We start from the raw sequence: 13,857 nt of genomic DNA on the forward strand, positions 1-13,857 counted from the left end.
CGGGAGAGGGCTGGGCCGAGGGTCAGGAGACCCGGGCCCAGCTGCCCTGGGTGAGCTGGTAGACGCCCAGCGAGTCGCGCTCCATCCCGCCGTGACGGATCGGCGCGAAGGCGTACCACCCGGCCATGCCCTCGGTCACCTGCGTCTGCAGGTACGCCCGCAGCCGTCCACGGTCGACGCTGCTGGCCAGCCGGGCCGCGTTGGCGATGAGCTGGAGCGCGTCGGAGGCGTACGGGGCGAAGCCGCTGAACCCGCCGTACTCGTGGATGTAGCGGAACACGAGCTCGCGTCGGGCCAGCGCGGCGGTGGTGGTACCCATCAGGGTGGAGTCCGTCAGGCAGGTCGGGTGCACCGCGTACGCCCCCTCCACGGCCGCCGCGTTGCTGCCCTCCACGGTCTCCTCGGCGACCGCGGCCGCGTCGAGGAAGAGCGGACCGCGCCAGCGGGCCCGGCGCAGGGCGCGAGCGGCGCTGCCGCTGTCCGGAGCTGCCGCCCACACCACCACGCCGTCGGGGTCACCGGCCACCGCCTCCCGGGCGGCGCGGGCGAAGTCGGCGCCGGTGCGGGGAAGGCGTACGGTGCGGTCCAGCTCGACCCCGGCGGTCCGGAGCGCGGCCGCCACGGCCCGGACGCCGGAGTCGCCGTGCAGGCCGTCGGCGGCCAGCAGGGCGACCCGCTCCAGCCCCCGTGAGCTGATCAGCCGGGCCAGCTGGCGGGCGACGTCCACCGCGTCCGGCGTGAGCTTGTAGATGAAGGTCCGCTGCGTCAGCGGCAGGACGATGCCGTCCCCGGGCGCGAGCGAGACGAAGGGGGTCTGCAGCCGCTGGGCCACCCCGACGACCGCCATGGCGGTCTCGGTCAGCGTGGTGCCGAGCAGGGCGTGCACCCGGTCCTTGCGGATCAGGTCGGTGGCCTGCTGCGCGGCCAGCCGCGGATCGCTGCGGTTGTCCCGCACCAGCACCCGTACGCTCCGGCGCAGGTTGCCCACCTGCACCCGGTCGACGTTCAGGTCCTCCAGCGTGATCCGCAGGGCACGCTCCTGGAGGACGCCGAGGGCGGCGCCCCGGCCGGTGAGCTCCAGGCTGGCCCCGATCAGCAGCTCCGGGCCGCCCGGCGAGGCACTGCCGTCCGGCTCCGCCTCGTCCTGCGGCTGCGCCTGCCCGCAGGCGCTCAGCAACAGGCTGCTGGCCGTCGCGGTGAGCACTCCCCGTCGGGTGAGCACGGAGGAGCCGATTGCCGGTGTCGCCATTGGAGTCGCCTTCCCACCCCGGCGTCACCTGCCGCCGACGGTTCCGCCGGTATGCTTCCGGCCGCCCCGACCCGGCGTCAAATTATCCGGGTGTGGGCAGGAACACGCAGGTGGGAGGCGCTTTTCCCGGGCTCAGGAACGGTAACCGGCCGACCGGAACTCGTACTCGCGGTCGTCGTCGCGCTCGGCCGGGTCGCGGCTGAAGTCCCAGCCGCCGGCCGACTCACGACCCGGTCGCCCGCCGACCGCGAACCCGCCGATCTCCTGGCCGCGACGCCAGCCGCGGAAGTAGCCGGTGGTGTTCTCGGCGAGGCTCGCCGCGTCGCGGACGATCCGCAGCGGACGCTCCTCGCGCAGCGGCGAACCCGGCACCAGGTTGGCCTGCGGAACCCGCTTGGGCAGGCCGGCGGAGGTCTCCGCGCCGACCGCCGGGCGAGCCGCCTGCTCGGCGGCCTGCCAACCTGTGTCGGCGGTGGTCGCCCAGTCCAGCTCGGACTCCTCCTCGCTGTGGCCGACGAACCAGGCGGACCTGGCCTGCGCGAAGATCAGCAGGTCGCCGTCGCCCTCGTCGGAGATCGGCGGGGGCCGGTGCTCCATCGGCGCGGGGCGGCGCTCCGCCGGCTCGGGCCGGCGCTCCGGGGCCGGTCGGTCCGCCCGGGAGGCACGCCCGGAACGGCTCGCCTCCTCGCGGTCGACCAGTCGCAGCGGGGGCGTCTCCAGGCGCGGGTCGCCGCCCGAGGGCAGACCGTCGCGCAGTGCCCGGTCCGCCAGCGGCGGCGGCTCGACCAGCCGCAGCATCGGCGGCTCCGGCGGCAGGTCGTCGGCGAGCCACGGCGGGGTGACCCGACGCTCCGAACCGGGGTCGGTCGGCGCGTCCACCTGCCGGCCCGCGCGCTCGCCGTACGACGGCACCACCGGGTTGTTGGCGGAGCTGTCGGCCGGGTCCTCGGGGTTGTTGATCAGCGGCCAGTTCGCCCGGGACCCGGGCGGAGCGGACTCCGCCTCGGGGCGCGGGGTCGGCACCGGGATGCTCAGGTCGGTGGCGCTGAAGCCGCCCGTGGGCGCCGACAGCGCGCCGTTGGTCTTCGGGCGGGGCGGGATGACCGTGCGCTGCCGCTCGGCGCGGGCGCTGTTGATCGCCGCCGTGGTCAGGGTCGGCCGGAACGGCTCGCCCGCCTCGGCGGGGGGCACGTTGCCGCGCTGCGTCGGGGCGATCGGCGTGATGCCGGGCGGCGGCGGGGGCGGCGCGGAGACCGGACGGTTGGTCGGGGGGTCCCGGCGCACCACCGGCATGGCGGGATCGGTGCCCCGGCGCACGGCGGGCATGCTCGGGTCGGTGCCCCGGCGTACCAGCGGCATGCCCGGGTCGGTGCCGCGACGTACCGCGGGCATGCTGGGGTCGGTGCCCCGGCGTACCAGCGGCATACCCGGGTCGGTGCCCCGGCGCACGGCGGGCATGCCCGGGTCGGTACCCCGGCGTACCAGCGGCATGCCCGGGTCGCTGGCCCGGCGGACCGCGGGCATGCCCGGGTCGGTACGCGACGGCGGCGCCGAGGTCGGGGTGGCCGCCGCGGCGGCGGGGGTGAGCGGCGCGGGCGCGACCGGTGGCGGCGCGACCGGGGCCGGTGCGACCGGCGGCGGACCGAGCGGCCGGGGCATGGACGGCAGTGACCCGCCGGAGACCGGCTCGGGCCGGCTGCGCCGGCCGGTGGGGGTGGGACGTTCGGGCTCGGCCGGCCGGACGGGACGCAGCCCCGTCGTGCCGCCGCCGAGGGCGGACAGCTCGCCGACCGGCTCGCCCCGCCGGGCGGCGGCGCGACGGCCGGGTGCCGGAACAGGCGTGCTGACCCGGGCGCTGAGCGCGCCCACCAGGGCCTCGCAGCCGGCGTCGCAGGCCCGTACCGCGGCGACCGCCTGACGGACGGTCTCCGCGACGGCGGAGGTGAGCGCCCGGTTGACGGTGGCCCGGCGCGGGGTCTCGGAGATGGCCACCCGCAGGGCGGTGACCGCGGCGTCGATCTCGTCGTCGTCGGCCACGCCGTCGGCGGCCAGGTGCGCGGCCACCGCCTCGGCGGCCACCGAGACGTCGCGGCCCTGGGCGGTCGTGCCGCCGAGCATGCCGGGCTCGGGGAGGGCGTCGAGCACGGCGAGCGACACCGGCTCGGCCGGGTCCGGGTACGCCCGGAGGGCGGCCGGGTAGAGCTCGCGCAGCACCTCGCGTAGCGCCACGGCGGCCGAGTGGCGACCGGTGGACAGGGCGGCGTGCGCCGCCAGGACCTGCTTGAAGCCGGCCAGGTCCCGGGGTGCCGGCAGGGTGACCGCGGAGAGCGCCCCGGCCTGGAGGGCGCGGGCCAGGCCCACCGCCCGCCGCTCGGCCGGCGGCGACTGCATCTCCTCCAGCGAGTCGTCGTCGGCGAAGCGCTCGGCGAAGTCGTCGACCGAGTCGTCGTCGGCGATCGCGAGTGGACGCCCGGCGGCGCTCAGCAGCGAGGTGACCGTGTGGTCGTCACTGTCGGCCGCGATCGCCGCGCCACTCGGTCCGCCCGACCGCTCCACGAGCAGCGCGACCAGCTGGGCGTAGCCCGTCGGGTCGTCACCGATCTCGCAGACATGCAGCAGCCGGCCTGCGTCGTCGACCACAGCGGACGTCAGCGACGATCCGGCCGATGCCGGTCGGTCGGCCGGATCCGCCGAGGCCAGACCGCAGTACACGCGCACGAGCGCCACGGCGTCGTCCTCCTCCCGGGACACAGGGCTTTTCTCTGCCAGAGACTGATGCTCCCCGCTCGGGGTCAGTCGCGCCAGTCCACGACAGCAGAGATCTTGCCGACAATGGTGCGCCAACCCAAGCTTGCGGTTTGTGCCCCGATTTTCTTGAGCCGCCGCCGGCCGAGGAAACCACCGATTCCGCCGTTGACAGTTGCCCTCAGCGCCTCGTCCAGGTCGTCCAGGCTGGAGCCGGCGGAGAGCATGTCGAGCACCGCGGGTAGCCGCAGCGCGTACGACAGGTCACGGGCCACCTCACCGGCCTCGATCAGCAGCGTCGGGTCCCACGTGTCGTGCCCGCCGCGCAGGTTCTCCACTACCAGGTCCAGCTCGTACGTGTCCTCGTCGAGCGGCGCGATGTCGGCCGGTTCCACCCGTTCGGACAGTTCATTCCAGCTGTCCAGTTGGGACATGTCGTTGGGCGCGCCGGAACGGATGAAACTGACCAGTGCCTCGGGGGTCTTGAAGAGCAGCAGCCGCCCCTTGTGGGTGAGGAAGACCGGCACCTCCTCGTCGGCCGCCGCGTCCTGCTCGTCCTCCTCCTCCGCCTCGGACTCCTCATCCTCGGCGTCGGCCTTGCGCTTGCGACCCGCGGGCCGACCGCCCTCCTCGTCCTCCTCGGCGGAGAGCGCGGCGAACTCCTCGTCGAGGATCACCACCTCCTCGTCCTCGGCGTCCTCGGCCTCCACGACCTGGCGGCGGGCGAGGAACGGGTCGTCCTCGTCGCGCTCGGCGACGTCGGTCGGGGTCAGCTCCCGGGCCGGCCGGTACGCGCGCAGCGTGAAACCGGTGCCGGCGGGGAGAGCGATCTCCACCGGGTCGATCCGCAGCTCGTCCCAGAGGGAACGGTCGGCCGAGCCGCGCTCCACCTCGGGCTCGACCGGCCCGTCGGTGGCGTCGAGCTCGGGCTCGTCGGCGTCGGGCCGTTGGGGCGACTGGCGGGCCACACTGACCTCCGGGTGCGTCGGGTTGCCCACTTGCCGACACTTCCGGTCGGCTAGTGACTCTGGGCACATACCCTAGTGGTCAGCTCGGGGGGACCGGACCCCGCACCCCGCTGGCGATCCGCACGGCTGACAAGTAGCGTTACTACGTATGAGGGCTCAGGCGCTGCACGGACACCTCGACGCGCTGCTGCTCGCGGTGCTGGAGCAGGGCGCACTGCACGGCTACGCCATCATCGAGGCGCTGCGGGCCCGCAGCGACGGCAACCTCGATCTGCCCACCGGCACCATCTACCCGGCCCTGCGCCGGCTGGAGCGGGCCGGGCACGTGGCCAGCTCGTGGAGCACCGTCAGCGGCCGGGAGCGGCGCACGTACGAGCTGACCGACTCCGGCCGCCGGGCGCTGGCCGGCGAGCGGGCCGGCTGGCGCGAGTTCAGCGCGACGGTCGGCCGTTTCCTCGGCCCCGACACGCCCCCCACCGCCCCCGCCTGACCGCGACCCTCGCCCTCGGGGGCCCTCGTCAGTGGGCGGCGCGCAGCCAGCAGCGGGCGGCCCGGACGAGGGAGAAGTAGCCGGCGCCGACCACCACCGCACCGATGATCATCGGGGGCCAGGTCAGGGCGGCGTCCCAGAGCTCCACCGACCAGGCGAACAGGGCGACCCCGACGACCGCGCCGAGCACCAGCGCACCGGTCAGGCCCAACCCCAGCAGCCGCCCGGCCGCGGGCACGCCGGCCCGACCGCGTCGCGCCGCGCCCACGCCGAGCACCAGCCCGGCCAGGGCGAAGCCGGCCACCGCCAGCCAGATCCAGTTCACCGAGGCGGAGAGGAGCTGGTAGCCGGCGGGCGGCCGGGGGCCGTCGCTCCAGCTGGAACCCCGCCAGGTGAGGTCGCCGGCGACGAGCAGGGCCAGGGCCACCGCGAAGGCCCGCAGCGACAACCCGCGCAGCGCGGCCGCCGCCAGCTCCGCCTGGTAGGCCGGCACGAGCTGTGCCGGCGCGCCGAACTCGGCCACCGCGCGCCGCTCGGCCTCCGCCGCCGACAGCCCACCCTCCCGGTACGCCTCGGCGGCGTCGTCCAGCGCGTCCCGCAGCTCGACCATCAGCTCCGCCTTGAGCCGGGCCGGCCCGTGCAGCCGGTCGTCCAGCTCGCGCAGCCGGTCCGCCACCCGTACGTCTTCGCAGCCCCGCATGGAGCCACCCTGTCACGCGGACGGGGCGGCCGCGTCGGGGAGATTCCCGGAACCGGGCTCAGGGGGCCAGGGCGAGATACCCGCGCTCGGCCGCCGCCTGGAGCAGCCACTGGTCGCGGTACCAGCCCGGGGTGGCCATCAGCTCGGCGTGCCGGCCGCGCTGGATCACCCGTCCGGCGTCGAGCACCACGATCTCGTCCAGCCCGTCGAGGCCGCTGAGCCGGTGGCTGATCAGCAGCACCGTGTGCCCGGCCGGGGTGGCGGCCAGCGCGGAGGCGAGCACCGCGTCGGCGGCGGCCGGGTCGAGCCCTTCGGTGGGCTCGTCCAGCACCAGCACGCCCGGGGCGGCGAGCAGCGCCCGGGCCAGGGCGAGCCGCTGCCGCTGGCCGCCGGAGAGCTGGCCGCCCTCCTCGCCGACCACCGTGTCCCAGCCGTCCGGTTGTTCGCGTACCCAGTCGAGCAGGCCGGCGGCCCGGGTGGCGGCGGCCAGCTCCTCCTCGCCGGCGGCGGGCCGGCCGAGCAGCAGGTTGTCCCGGACGGAGGCGTGGAAGACGTACGCCTCGGCGAGCAGCCCGCCGATGGCGCGGGGCAGTTCCTCGGCCGGGTACGCCGACAGGTCCACCCCGTCCAGGGTGACCCGGCCGGCGTCGGGGTGCACCGCGCCGGTGAGCACGGCGGCCAGGGTGCTCTTGCCGGCGCCGCTCGGGCCGACCACGGCGACCCGGCGGCCGGCCGGAAGATCCAGGTCGACGCCGTCCAGGGCCGGGGCGGCGCCCTCCCGGTAGCGCACGGTCACCCCGTCGAACCGCACGTCGTGCTCGGCCCGGGAGGCCACCGTCGCCCCGCCGCGGGGAGCGGCCGGGGTCGCGGGGGTGTCGAGCAGCGTGGCGACCCGGTCGAGGCCGGCGCGCAGCTGGGTGCGCTGCCGGGCCGCGCCGACCAGGGCCAGCGCGATCTCCACCGCGGCGAGGGTGCCGACGGCCAGCACGCCGACCAGCACCCCGTCGACTCCGGCGCGCAGCGCGGTGAGCACCACGCCGGCGGCGGTCAGCCCGGCGACCAGCACCCCGGCCGCGTCGACGGCGAACCCGGTCCGGGCGAGCCGGCGTTCCAGCCGGGCCAGGCGGTCGGCGCGGTCGGTGGCGGCCCGCAGCGCGTACCTGGTGGCGCCGAAGGCGGCCAGGTCGGCGGCGCCGTGGGTGAGGTCGACGGCGTCGGTGGCGAGTGCCCCGCGCAGCGGCGCGACCTCGTCGGCGGCCCGCCGGGTCAGCGCGGTGGCCAGTACGGGCAGCGCGACCCCGGCGGCCAGCAGGCCCACCGCGAGCACCGCTGCCGCGGGCGGCGAGATCAGCGCGGCCCCGCCGACGGCCAGCAGGCTCACCAGCGCGGCGGCGGCCCCGGGGACGAGCACCCGCAGCAGCAGGTCCTGGACCGCCTCCACGTCGGAGACGAGCCGGCTCAGCGCGTCCCCGGACCGCTGTCCGGCGGGCCCCCGACGGGCGGCAAGGGTGGCGAAGACCCGGGCCCGCACGTCGGTGATCATGCGCAGCACGGCGTCGTGGCCGGCGAGTCGTTCGGTGTAGCGGAAGACGCCCCGGCTGATGGCGAGTGCCCGGACCGCGACGATGGCCACGGTGAGCCGGTCCAGCGGCGGCCGGCCGGCGGCGCTCATCAGCAGCCAGGTGGCGGTAGCCATCAGCGCCAGTCCGGCGAACTCCGTCGCCGCGGCGAGCAGCCCCGCGCCGGCCAGTCGGCCCAGGTACGGCCGGGCCAGCCGCAGCACGGTCCGCTCCGCGCCGGTGCGCACGGTGCCGGCGCCGGCCGGTGGTGGCAGCTCCGCCGGGGTCGGGCCGCCGGTGTCGCGGCCTTCCGGGCGGACGGGTCCGGTGGTCATCGGGTCGCCTCCCCGGCGGGGATCGGGGTCAGCTCGGTGACCCGGCCGTCCTCGACCCGGAGGATCCGGTCGGCGTCCGCCAGCAGCGCGGGCCGGTGCGCGACCAGCAGCGCGGTACGTCCCGCGACGAGTCGCCGGGTGGCGGCCAGCACCACCGCCTCGCTGGCGCTGTCGAGCCGGGCGGTCGGCTCGTCGAGGAGCACCAGCGGGGCGTCCCGGAGGAAGGCCCGGGCCAGCGCGACCCGCTGCCGCTGCCCGCTGGACAGGCCGTGCCCGCGCTCGCCCAGCGTGGTGGCGAGCCCGTCGGGCAGGTCCGCGACCACGTCCTGGAGCGCGGCGTCGGCGACCGCCGTGGCGAGCGCCGCGTCCGGGGTGTCGGGGGCGCCGAGGCGGATGTTGTCGGCGAGCGAGGCGGCGAAGAGGTGCGCCCGCTGCGGCACCCAGGCGACCTGCCGGCGCCAGGCGTCCCGGTCGACCTCGGCCAAATCGACGCCGTCGACGGTGACCCGGCCGGAGGTGGGGGTGACGAAGCCGAGCAGCAGGCCGAGCAGGGTGCTCTTGCCGGCGCCGCTCGGCCCGATGACCGCGATCCGCTCGCCGGGCCGGATGGTCAGGTTGACCTCCCGCAGCGCGGTGGTCCGCTCGTACGCCACGGTCACGTCGGTGAAGCGGATCTCGCCGTGGCCGTCCGGCGCCGGGACCCGCTCGCCGGCCGGGGCGGCGGCCGGGGCGGCGGAGACGGTCAGCGCCTCGTCCAGCGCGGTGAGGCCCTCCATGCTGGCGTGGAACTTGCTGCCGGCCGCCCGCAGCGGCAGGTACGCCTCCGGGGTGAGCAGCAGCACCAGCAGCGCGGTGGAGAGGGTGATCCCGCCGGAGAGCAGCCGGATGCCGACCGGCACCGCGACCAGCGCCACCGACAGGGTGGCGACCAGCTCCAGCACCAGCGCGGAGAGGAAGGCGATCCGCAGGGTCTTCATCGTGGCGACCCGGTGCCCGTCGGCCATCCGGCGCACCACGTCGGTCTGGGCCCGGGCCCGGCCGAAGGCGCGCAGCGTGGGCAGCCCGGCGACCATGTCGAGGAAGTGCCCGCCGAGCAGCGACAGCCGTCGCCACTGGCGTTCGGTGGCGGCCTGCGCCTGCCAGCCGAGCAGCGCGCCGAAGACCGGGATCAGCGGGATGGTCAGCGCGATGATCAGCGCCGAGCCCCAGTCGGCCAGGACCAGCCGGGCCAGCACGGCCAGCGGCACGGTCACGCTGAGCACGAGCTGCGGGAGGTAGCCGGTGAAGTAGGCGTCCAGCGCGTCCAGGCCCCGACCGGTGAGGGTGGCGAGCTGACCGGCGCGCTGCCCGGCGACCCAGCCCGGCCCGTGCCGGCCGACGGCGGCGAGCAGGTCGGCGCGGAGCGTCGCCTTCACGGTGGCCGCCGCTCGCGCCGCGACGGTGCCCTGCGCCCAGGCGACCAGTGCGCGTGCGCCGACGGCGGCGACGAAACCGGCCAGCGCGACCGTGTCGAGCCGGCCGTCGATCGCGGTCGCCAGCAACGCCGCCAGCGCGGTGGCCTGCGCCACGACCAGCAGCGCGGTGAGCCCACCCAGGACCGCGAGCACGGCGAGGTCGCGCCGGGCCGCGGGGACCCGACGCAGCAGACGCGGGTCGAAGGGACGGCGGTTCACCAGTACACCGGTGCCCTGCCGTCGGTCCGTCCCCGGAAAACCCACCAGCACATCGCCTGGAAGCCTAGTAGGGCCGGCAGGAGCGGCAGCGTCAGCCAGCCCAGCAGCCGCAACGTCGGGCCGCTGGCCGCCGCGTCGGCGACGCCGAGCGAGGCGGCCGGGTCGACGGTGGAGACCAGCACCGAGGGCCACAGGGTCGCCCCGACCAGCGCCACCGGCAGCGCCAGTGCCACGCCGGTGGCGGCGAAGGCCACGCCGGGCCGCCCCCGGCGCAGCGCCGCCCGCGCCACCAGCAGCGCCGCGACCAGCGACAACGGCAGGAGTACGGCGAACAGTGGGCGCGCCGCGGCGGCGCGTACCCGCTCGGAGAGCAGGCCCAGGACGGTGGCCGCGGCGACCGCGGCGAGTGCCACCGGGACCAGCCGGCGGGCCAGCCGGCCGATCGCCGCGGCGTCGGCGGCCGGCAGCCGGAGGGTGAGGAACGTCGCACCGTGCACGGCGACCAGGGCGAGCATCGCGAGCGCGGCGGCGGCGGCGAACGGGGTGGCCAGGTGGGTCACCCCGGCGACGTGGCCGTCGGCGTGTCGGGGTACGCCCTGGAGCAGCCCGCCGAGCAGCGCGCCCCAGCCCAGCGCGGCGAGCGCGCTCCCGGCGACCACCACCCGGTCCCACCGGGCGCGGGTCGCCTCGGCCGTCGGCCGGCTGCGCAGCTGCACCCCGGCGGTCACCAGGATCACCCCGACCAGCGCCCCGACCACGGCCGGGTAGAAGCCGGAGAGCAGCTCGCCCTCCAGCGTGGGGAAGGCGCCGAAGAGGGTGCCGACGGCGGCGACCAGCCACACCTCGTTGCCGAGGAAGAACGGGCCGAGCGCGGTGAGCGCCGCGCGTCGGCGGGCGGGGTCGGTGCCCCTCGCCAGCAGCAGCCCGACGCCGTAGTCGTAGCCGCCGAGGACCAGGTACGTGGCGAAGAAGAGCCCGAGCAGGGCGTACCAGGCGAGTTCCACGGTCGTCTCCTAGGCGAAGGCGGGTTCGGGGCGGGCGTCGTCGTCGGCAGGGCCGGGCGGGCGGCCGAGCGCGGGATCGGCGGCGCCCCGGGCGGCGTGCCGGGCGAGCAGCGTCCAGTTGGTGACGGCGAGGGCGCCGAGCAGCAGGCTGAAGCCGATCAGGGAGGCGAGCATCACCCCGACGTCCACCCCGGAGACGGCCTGCCCGGTGGGGAGCAGCCCGTACGCCACCCAGGGCTGGCGGCCGACCTCGCGGGCGATCCAGCCCAGGACCACCGCGACGAAGGGCAGCGGCAGGGCGAACAGGATCAGCCAGAGCGGGAAGCGCAGCCGGATCACCCAGTCCCGCCAGAGCAGCGGGAGCAGCAACCAGACGCAGCCGAGGGTGAAGCCGATCAGGATCATGAAGCCGAGGCCCACACTGGAGAGCACCGGCGGGCTGTAGTCGCCGGGGCCGAAGCGGGCGGTCCACTCGGCGACCAGCGCGTCGGCCTCCGGCCCGCCGCCGAACTTGGTCGGCTGTGCCTGCCCGACCGGCCCGAACTGAGCGAAGCCGAAGCCCTGCACCAGGGTCACCGCGACGGCGGCGGTGACCAGCCCGATCCGCAGCGAGGTGCGGAACAGCGCGAAGTCCGGCGTCCGGCGGATCAGATGCCAGGCGCTGACGGCGGCCATCAGCACCCCGCCGGTGAGCAGCGCGGCGGCGACCACGTGCCCGAACGCCATGCCGAGGGTCGGGTTGGTCAGCAGCGCGGTGAAGTCGGTGAGGTGGGCGACGCCGTCACGCAGCTCGTAGCCGACCGGGTTCTGCAACCAGGAGTTGGCCACCATGATCCAGAAGGCGGAGGCGTACGCGGTCAGCGCGACGCCCCAGAGCAGCGCGAGGTGCACCCCGCGGCGCAGCCGGTGCCAACCGAAGATCCACATGCCGAGGAACGTGGACTCCAGGAAGAACGCCAGCAGCGTCTCGATCGCTAGCGGCGCCCCGAAGACGTTGCCGACGTAGCGCGACAGGCCGCTCCAGTTCAGCCCGAACTGGAACTCCATCACGATGCCGGTGGCGATGCCGAGCACGTAGTTGATCACGTAGAGCTGGCCCCAGAAGCGGGTCAGGCGCTCCCAGGCCGGGTTGCCGGTGAGGAACCAGGCCGTCTGCAGGCCCACCAGCAGGGTGACCAGGCCGAGGGTGACCACCACGAAGAGGAAGTGGATCGAGGTGGTGGTGGCGAACTGCAGGCGCGCGAGGAGCAGGGTGTCCATGACCGCTCTCCAGGGTTGGCTCGCTTGTCGTAGCGACCCTACACGTAGTTCCACTACGCATATCTACTACACATCGTCGTACAGGATGTTACGACAGTCTGTAGTAGATGTGGTGCCGAGCTGGCCTCGAAGATGTGGCTCGATCGCCATCACGGTCGGGGGGGCCGGTGCCGGCGGGCCAAGGGCACCCCTTCACCCGCTTTGCTCTGCTGCGGTGACGGCAACACTGGGAGCGCTCCGGTGTTGCCGGCGGGGCAGCAGAGCAAAGCGGGTGGGACAGGGGTGTGGCCGGCGCGCGCCCATCCCGTAAGTGGCCGCAAGTCGCCGCCGGCTCCCCTGCCGGGGCAGGTCGGGTGGCGCAACGGCGAACCGGGCGCGCGAGGATCCGGCTCAGCCGGCGGGTGAACGTCCGGCTCGGCCGGGGAGGGAGGCCCGGGTCAGCTGAGGAAGAGGGAGATCGGCAGCGCGACCAGGGTGGTCGCCACCGCCAGCGCGGCGGCCCCGATCAGACGGGGCGGGCGGTCGGCCACCATCAGCCGCTGCACCCGGGCGTCCAGGTCGCGGTCACCCATGCCGAGCGCCCCGGCCGGGGTGATCCGGTCCCCGCAGGCCGCGAAGCGGCGCAGCGCGCCCGCCAGCGGCGCCTCGGCGTGCAGTTCGCGGGCCTTGTCGTCGGCGCGCATCTCGACCAACAGGGCGACCCGCTCATGCGCGTCGCGTACCCAGCGGAACCAGGGCAGCGCCCGGCAGAGCGCGGTGAACGGCAGCAGCACCAGGTCGTGCCGCTCCTGCGCGTGCGTCCGCTCGTGGGTGAGCACCGCCGCCAGCTCGGCCCGGTCGAGCAGGCTCAACGTGCCGGCGCTGACCACCACGCGGGGCTTCACCCCGGGCAGGCAGTACGCCGCCGCGCTCGGGTGGTCCAGCACCAGCGCGCCGGGCACGGTGGGATCCCGGCGGGCGACCAGGGTGAGCAGGTCCCGGTGGCGGCGCTGCGCGCGGACGCTGGCGTGGATGCTGCGGACGGTCGTGGTGAGCAGGACGGCGCCGATGCCGAAGCCGACGCCGACCAGCCCGAGGTGCACGGCGCCCAGCCCGGCCGGGAGCGTGCCGTGGCTCAGGTCGGTGGCCAGGGCGAACAGGGCGCCGCCGGTCGGCCGGTCGTACGGGGCCAGGCCGAGCGCCATCGGCAGGCCCATCGCGGAGAGGCCGAGCGCCAGCCCGACCGCCTGCCAGCAGACGATCGCGACCCGGGGGGCGCGCCACGTCCAGGTGGACCCGGCGAGGACCTGCGCGGTCAGGTAGCAGGCCAGCATCGACGCGGCGAAGTGCACGGCGAAGGCCACGGCTGCCGCCCCTACCTGTCCGTGGCCTCGTCGGCCCGCCTGGCTCGGCCGGCCCGCGGGTCCTCGACCCGGTCGGTCAGCCCGGCCTCGGCGCCCAGCGCCGCGCGGAGCACGTCCGCCTCCGTCCCGGTGACCGAGCGCGCGAAGCGGACCAGCGCCGCGTCCCGGCTGCCGCCGAGGTCCAGCGCGTCGAGCATGAGCTGGGCGATGTGCGCCTCGCGGCTGGCCGCGGCCCGGTACCGCCAGGCCCGCCCCTCCCGCTCGCGCTGCACCATGCCCTTGCCGGCGAGCCGGTCCAGCACGGTCATCACCGTGGTGTACGCCAGCTCACGGCCGTCGAGAGCGTCGGCGACCTCGCGCACGGTCACTCCGTCCGACGTGGCGGGGACCGAGTCCCACAGCACGTCCATCACCGCACGTTCGAGATCACCCAGCCGAGTCACCCCGCAATCCTACCTCGCGTAGTAGGTCACCGGCCGGGCCCGGGGGTGCCCGTCGACGCGACCGCACCCACCAGTTGGTGGCCCATCG

At 75.9% G+C, this 13,857-nt stretch carries 11 protein-coding genes; 1 reads left to right on the forward strand and 10 read right to left on the reverse strand.

The genetic code is table 11. The annotated features are described in order from the left end of the window. Positions 1–22: 22 nt before the first annotated feature. The 3 genes from ACTWM8_RS04080 to ACTWM8_RS04090 form a co-directional block, all read right to left on the reverse strand. Positions 23–1,249: an ABC transporter substrate-binding protein gene (locus tag ACTWM8_RS04080; protein ID WP_446212611.1), complete on the reverse strand. Its 1,227-nt coding sequence runs from the start codon at positions 1,247–1,249 to the stop codon at positions 23–25. A gap of 132 nt (positions 1,250–1,381) precedes the next feature. After that, the gene (locus ACTWM8_RS04085; RefSeq protein WP_446212612.1) at positions 1,382–4,000 is read right to left on the reverse strand and encodes a transposase; all 2,619 of its coding nucleotides are present in this window, start codon (positions 3,998–4,000) and stop codon (positions 1,382–1,384) included. A gap of 41 nt (positions 4,001–4,041) precedes the next feature. Continuing rightward, positions 4,042–4,992: a DNA primase gene (locus tag ACTWM8_RS04090; RefSeq protein ID WP_446212613.1), complete on the reverse strand. Its 951-nt coding sequence runs from the start codon at positions 4,990–4,992 to the stop codon at positions 4,042–4,044. A gap of 118 nt (positions 4,993–5,110) precedes the next feature. On the opposite strand from ACTWM8_RS04090, the gene ACTWM8_RS04095 reads away from it, so the two are divergent. Continuing rightward, entirely contained in the window at positions 5,111–5,452 is a 342-nt protein-coding gene (locus tag ACTWM8_RS04095; protein ID WP_154939662.1) for a PadR family transcriptional regulator, read from the forward strand. 28 nt (positions 5,453–5,480) lie between these two features. Here the strand turns inward: ACTWM8_RS04095 and ACTWM8_RS04100 are convergent, their stop codons facing one another. From ACTWM8_RS04100 to ACTWM8_RS04130, 7 genes are all read right to left on the reverse strand, one after another. Next, on the reverse strand, positions 5,481–6,152 hold the full coding sequence (locus tag ACTWM8_RS04100; protein ID WP_446212614.1) for a permease prefix domain 1-containing protein: 672 nt from the start codon (positions 6,150–6,152) through the stop codon (positions 5,481–5,483). A 58-nt stretch (positions 6,153–6,210) separates the two neighbouring features. Then, positions 6,211–8,046, reverse strand: coding sequence for a thiol reductant ABC exporter subunit CydC (cydC, locus tag ACTWM8_RS04105; RefSeq protein WP_446212615.1), 1,836 nt, complete (start codon positions 8,044–8,046; stop codon positions 6,211–6,213). Next, complete coding sequence (cydD, locus tag ACTWM8_RS04110; protein WP_446212616.1) at positions 8,043–9,719, reverse strand: thiol reductant ABC exporter subunit CydD; 1,677 nt, start codon at positions 9,717–9,719, stop codon at positions 8,043–8,045. The genes cydC and cydD overlap by 4 nt, the downstream gene beginning before the upstream one ends. Further along, positions 9,716–10,723 (reverse strand): cytochrome d ubiquinol oxidase subunit II, encoded by a 1,008-nt coding sequence (locus ACTWM8_RS04115; protein WP_446212617.1) that lies wholly within the window; start codon positions 10,721–10,723, stop codon positions 9,716–9,718. The genes cydD and ACTWM8_RS04115 overlap by 4 nt, the downstream gene beginning before the upstream one ends. 9 nt (positions 10,724–10,732) lie before the next feature. After that, the gene (locus tag ACTWM8_RS04120; RefSeq protein WP_446212618.1) at positions 10,733–11,983 is read right to left on the reverse strand and encodes a cytochrome ubiquinol oxidase subunit I; all 1,251 of its coding nucleotides are present in this window, start codon (positions 11,981–11,983) and stop codon (positions 10,733–10,735) included. 437 nt (positions 11,984–12,420) lie between these two features. Then, positions 12,421–13,326, reverse strand: coding sequence for a M56 family metallopeptidase (locus ACTWM8_RS04125; RefSeq protein WP_446212619.1), 906 nt, complete (start codon positions 13,324–13,326; stop codon positions 12,421–12,423). Between the two features lie 11 nt (positions 13,327–13,337). Further along, positions 13,338–13,769, reverse strand: a complete 432-nt coding sequence (locus ACTWM8_RS04130) for a BlaI/MecI/CopY family transcriptional regulator (RefSeq protein WP_446212620.1) — start codon at positions 13,767–13,769, stop codon at positions 13,338–13,340. Positions 13,770–13,857 lie beyond the last annotated feature (88 nt).

It is taken from the genome of Micromonospora sp. IBSANI012 (assembly GCF_052814045.1).

What these genes read in the sequence shown, in the direction of transcription:
- ACTWM8_RS04100 (WP_446212614.1), bottom strand. Translation starts at nt 6,152, where the DNA reads ATGCGGGGCTGCGAAGACGTACGGGTGGCGGACCGGCTGCGCGAGCTG.
- ACTWM8_RS04080 (WP_446212611.1), bottom strand. Translation starts at nt 1,249, where the DNA reads ATGGCGACACCGGCAATCGGCTCCTCCGTGCTCACCCGACGGGGAGTG.
- ACTWM8_RS04120 (WP_446212618.1), bottom strand. Translation starts at nt 11,983, where the DNA reads ATGGACACCCTGCTCCTCGCGCGCCTGCAGTTCGCCACCACCACCTCG.
- cydC (WP_446212615.1), bottom strand. Translation starts at nt 8,046, where the DNA reads ATGACCACCGGACCCGTCCGCCCGGAAGGCCGCGACACCGGCGGCCCG.
- ACTWM8_RS04095 (WP_154939662.1), top strand. Translation starts at nt 5,111, where the DNA reads ATGAGGGCTCAGGCGCTGCACGGACACCTCGACGCGCTGCTGCTCGCG.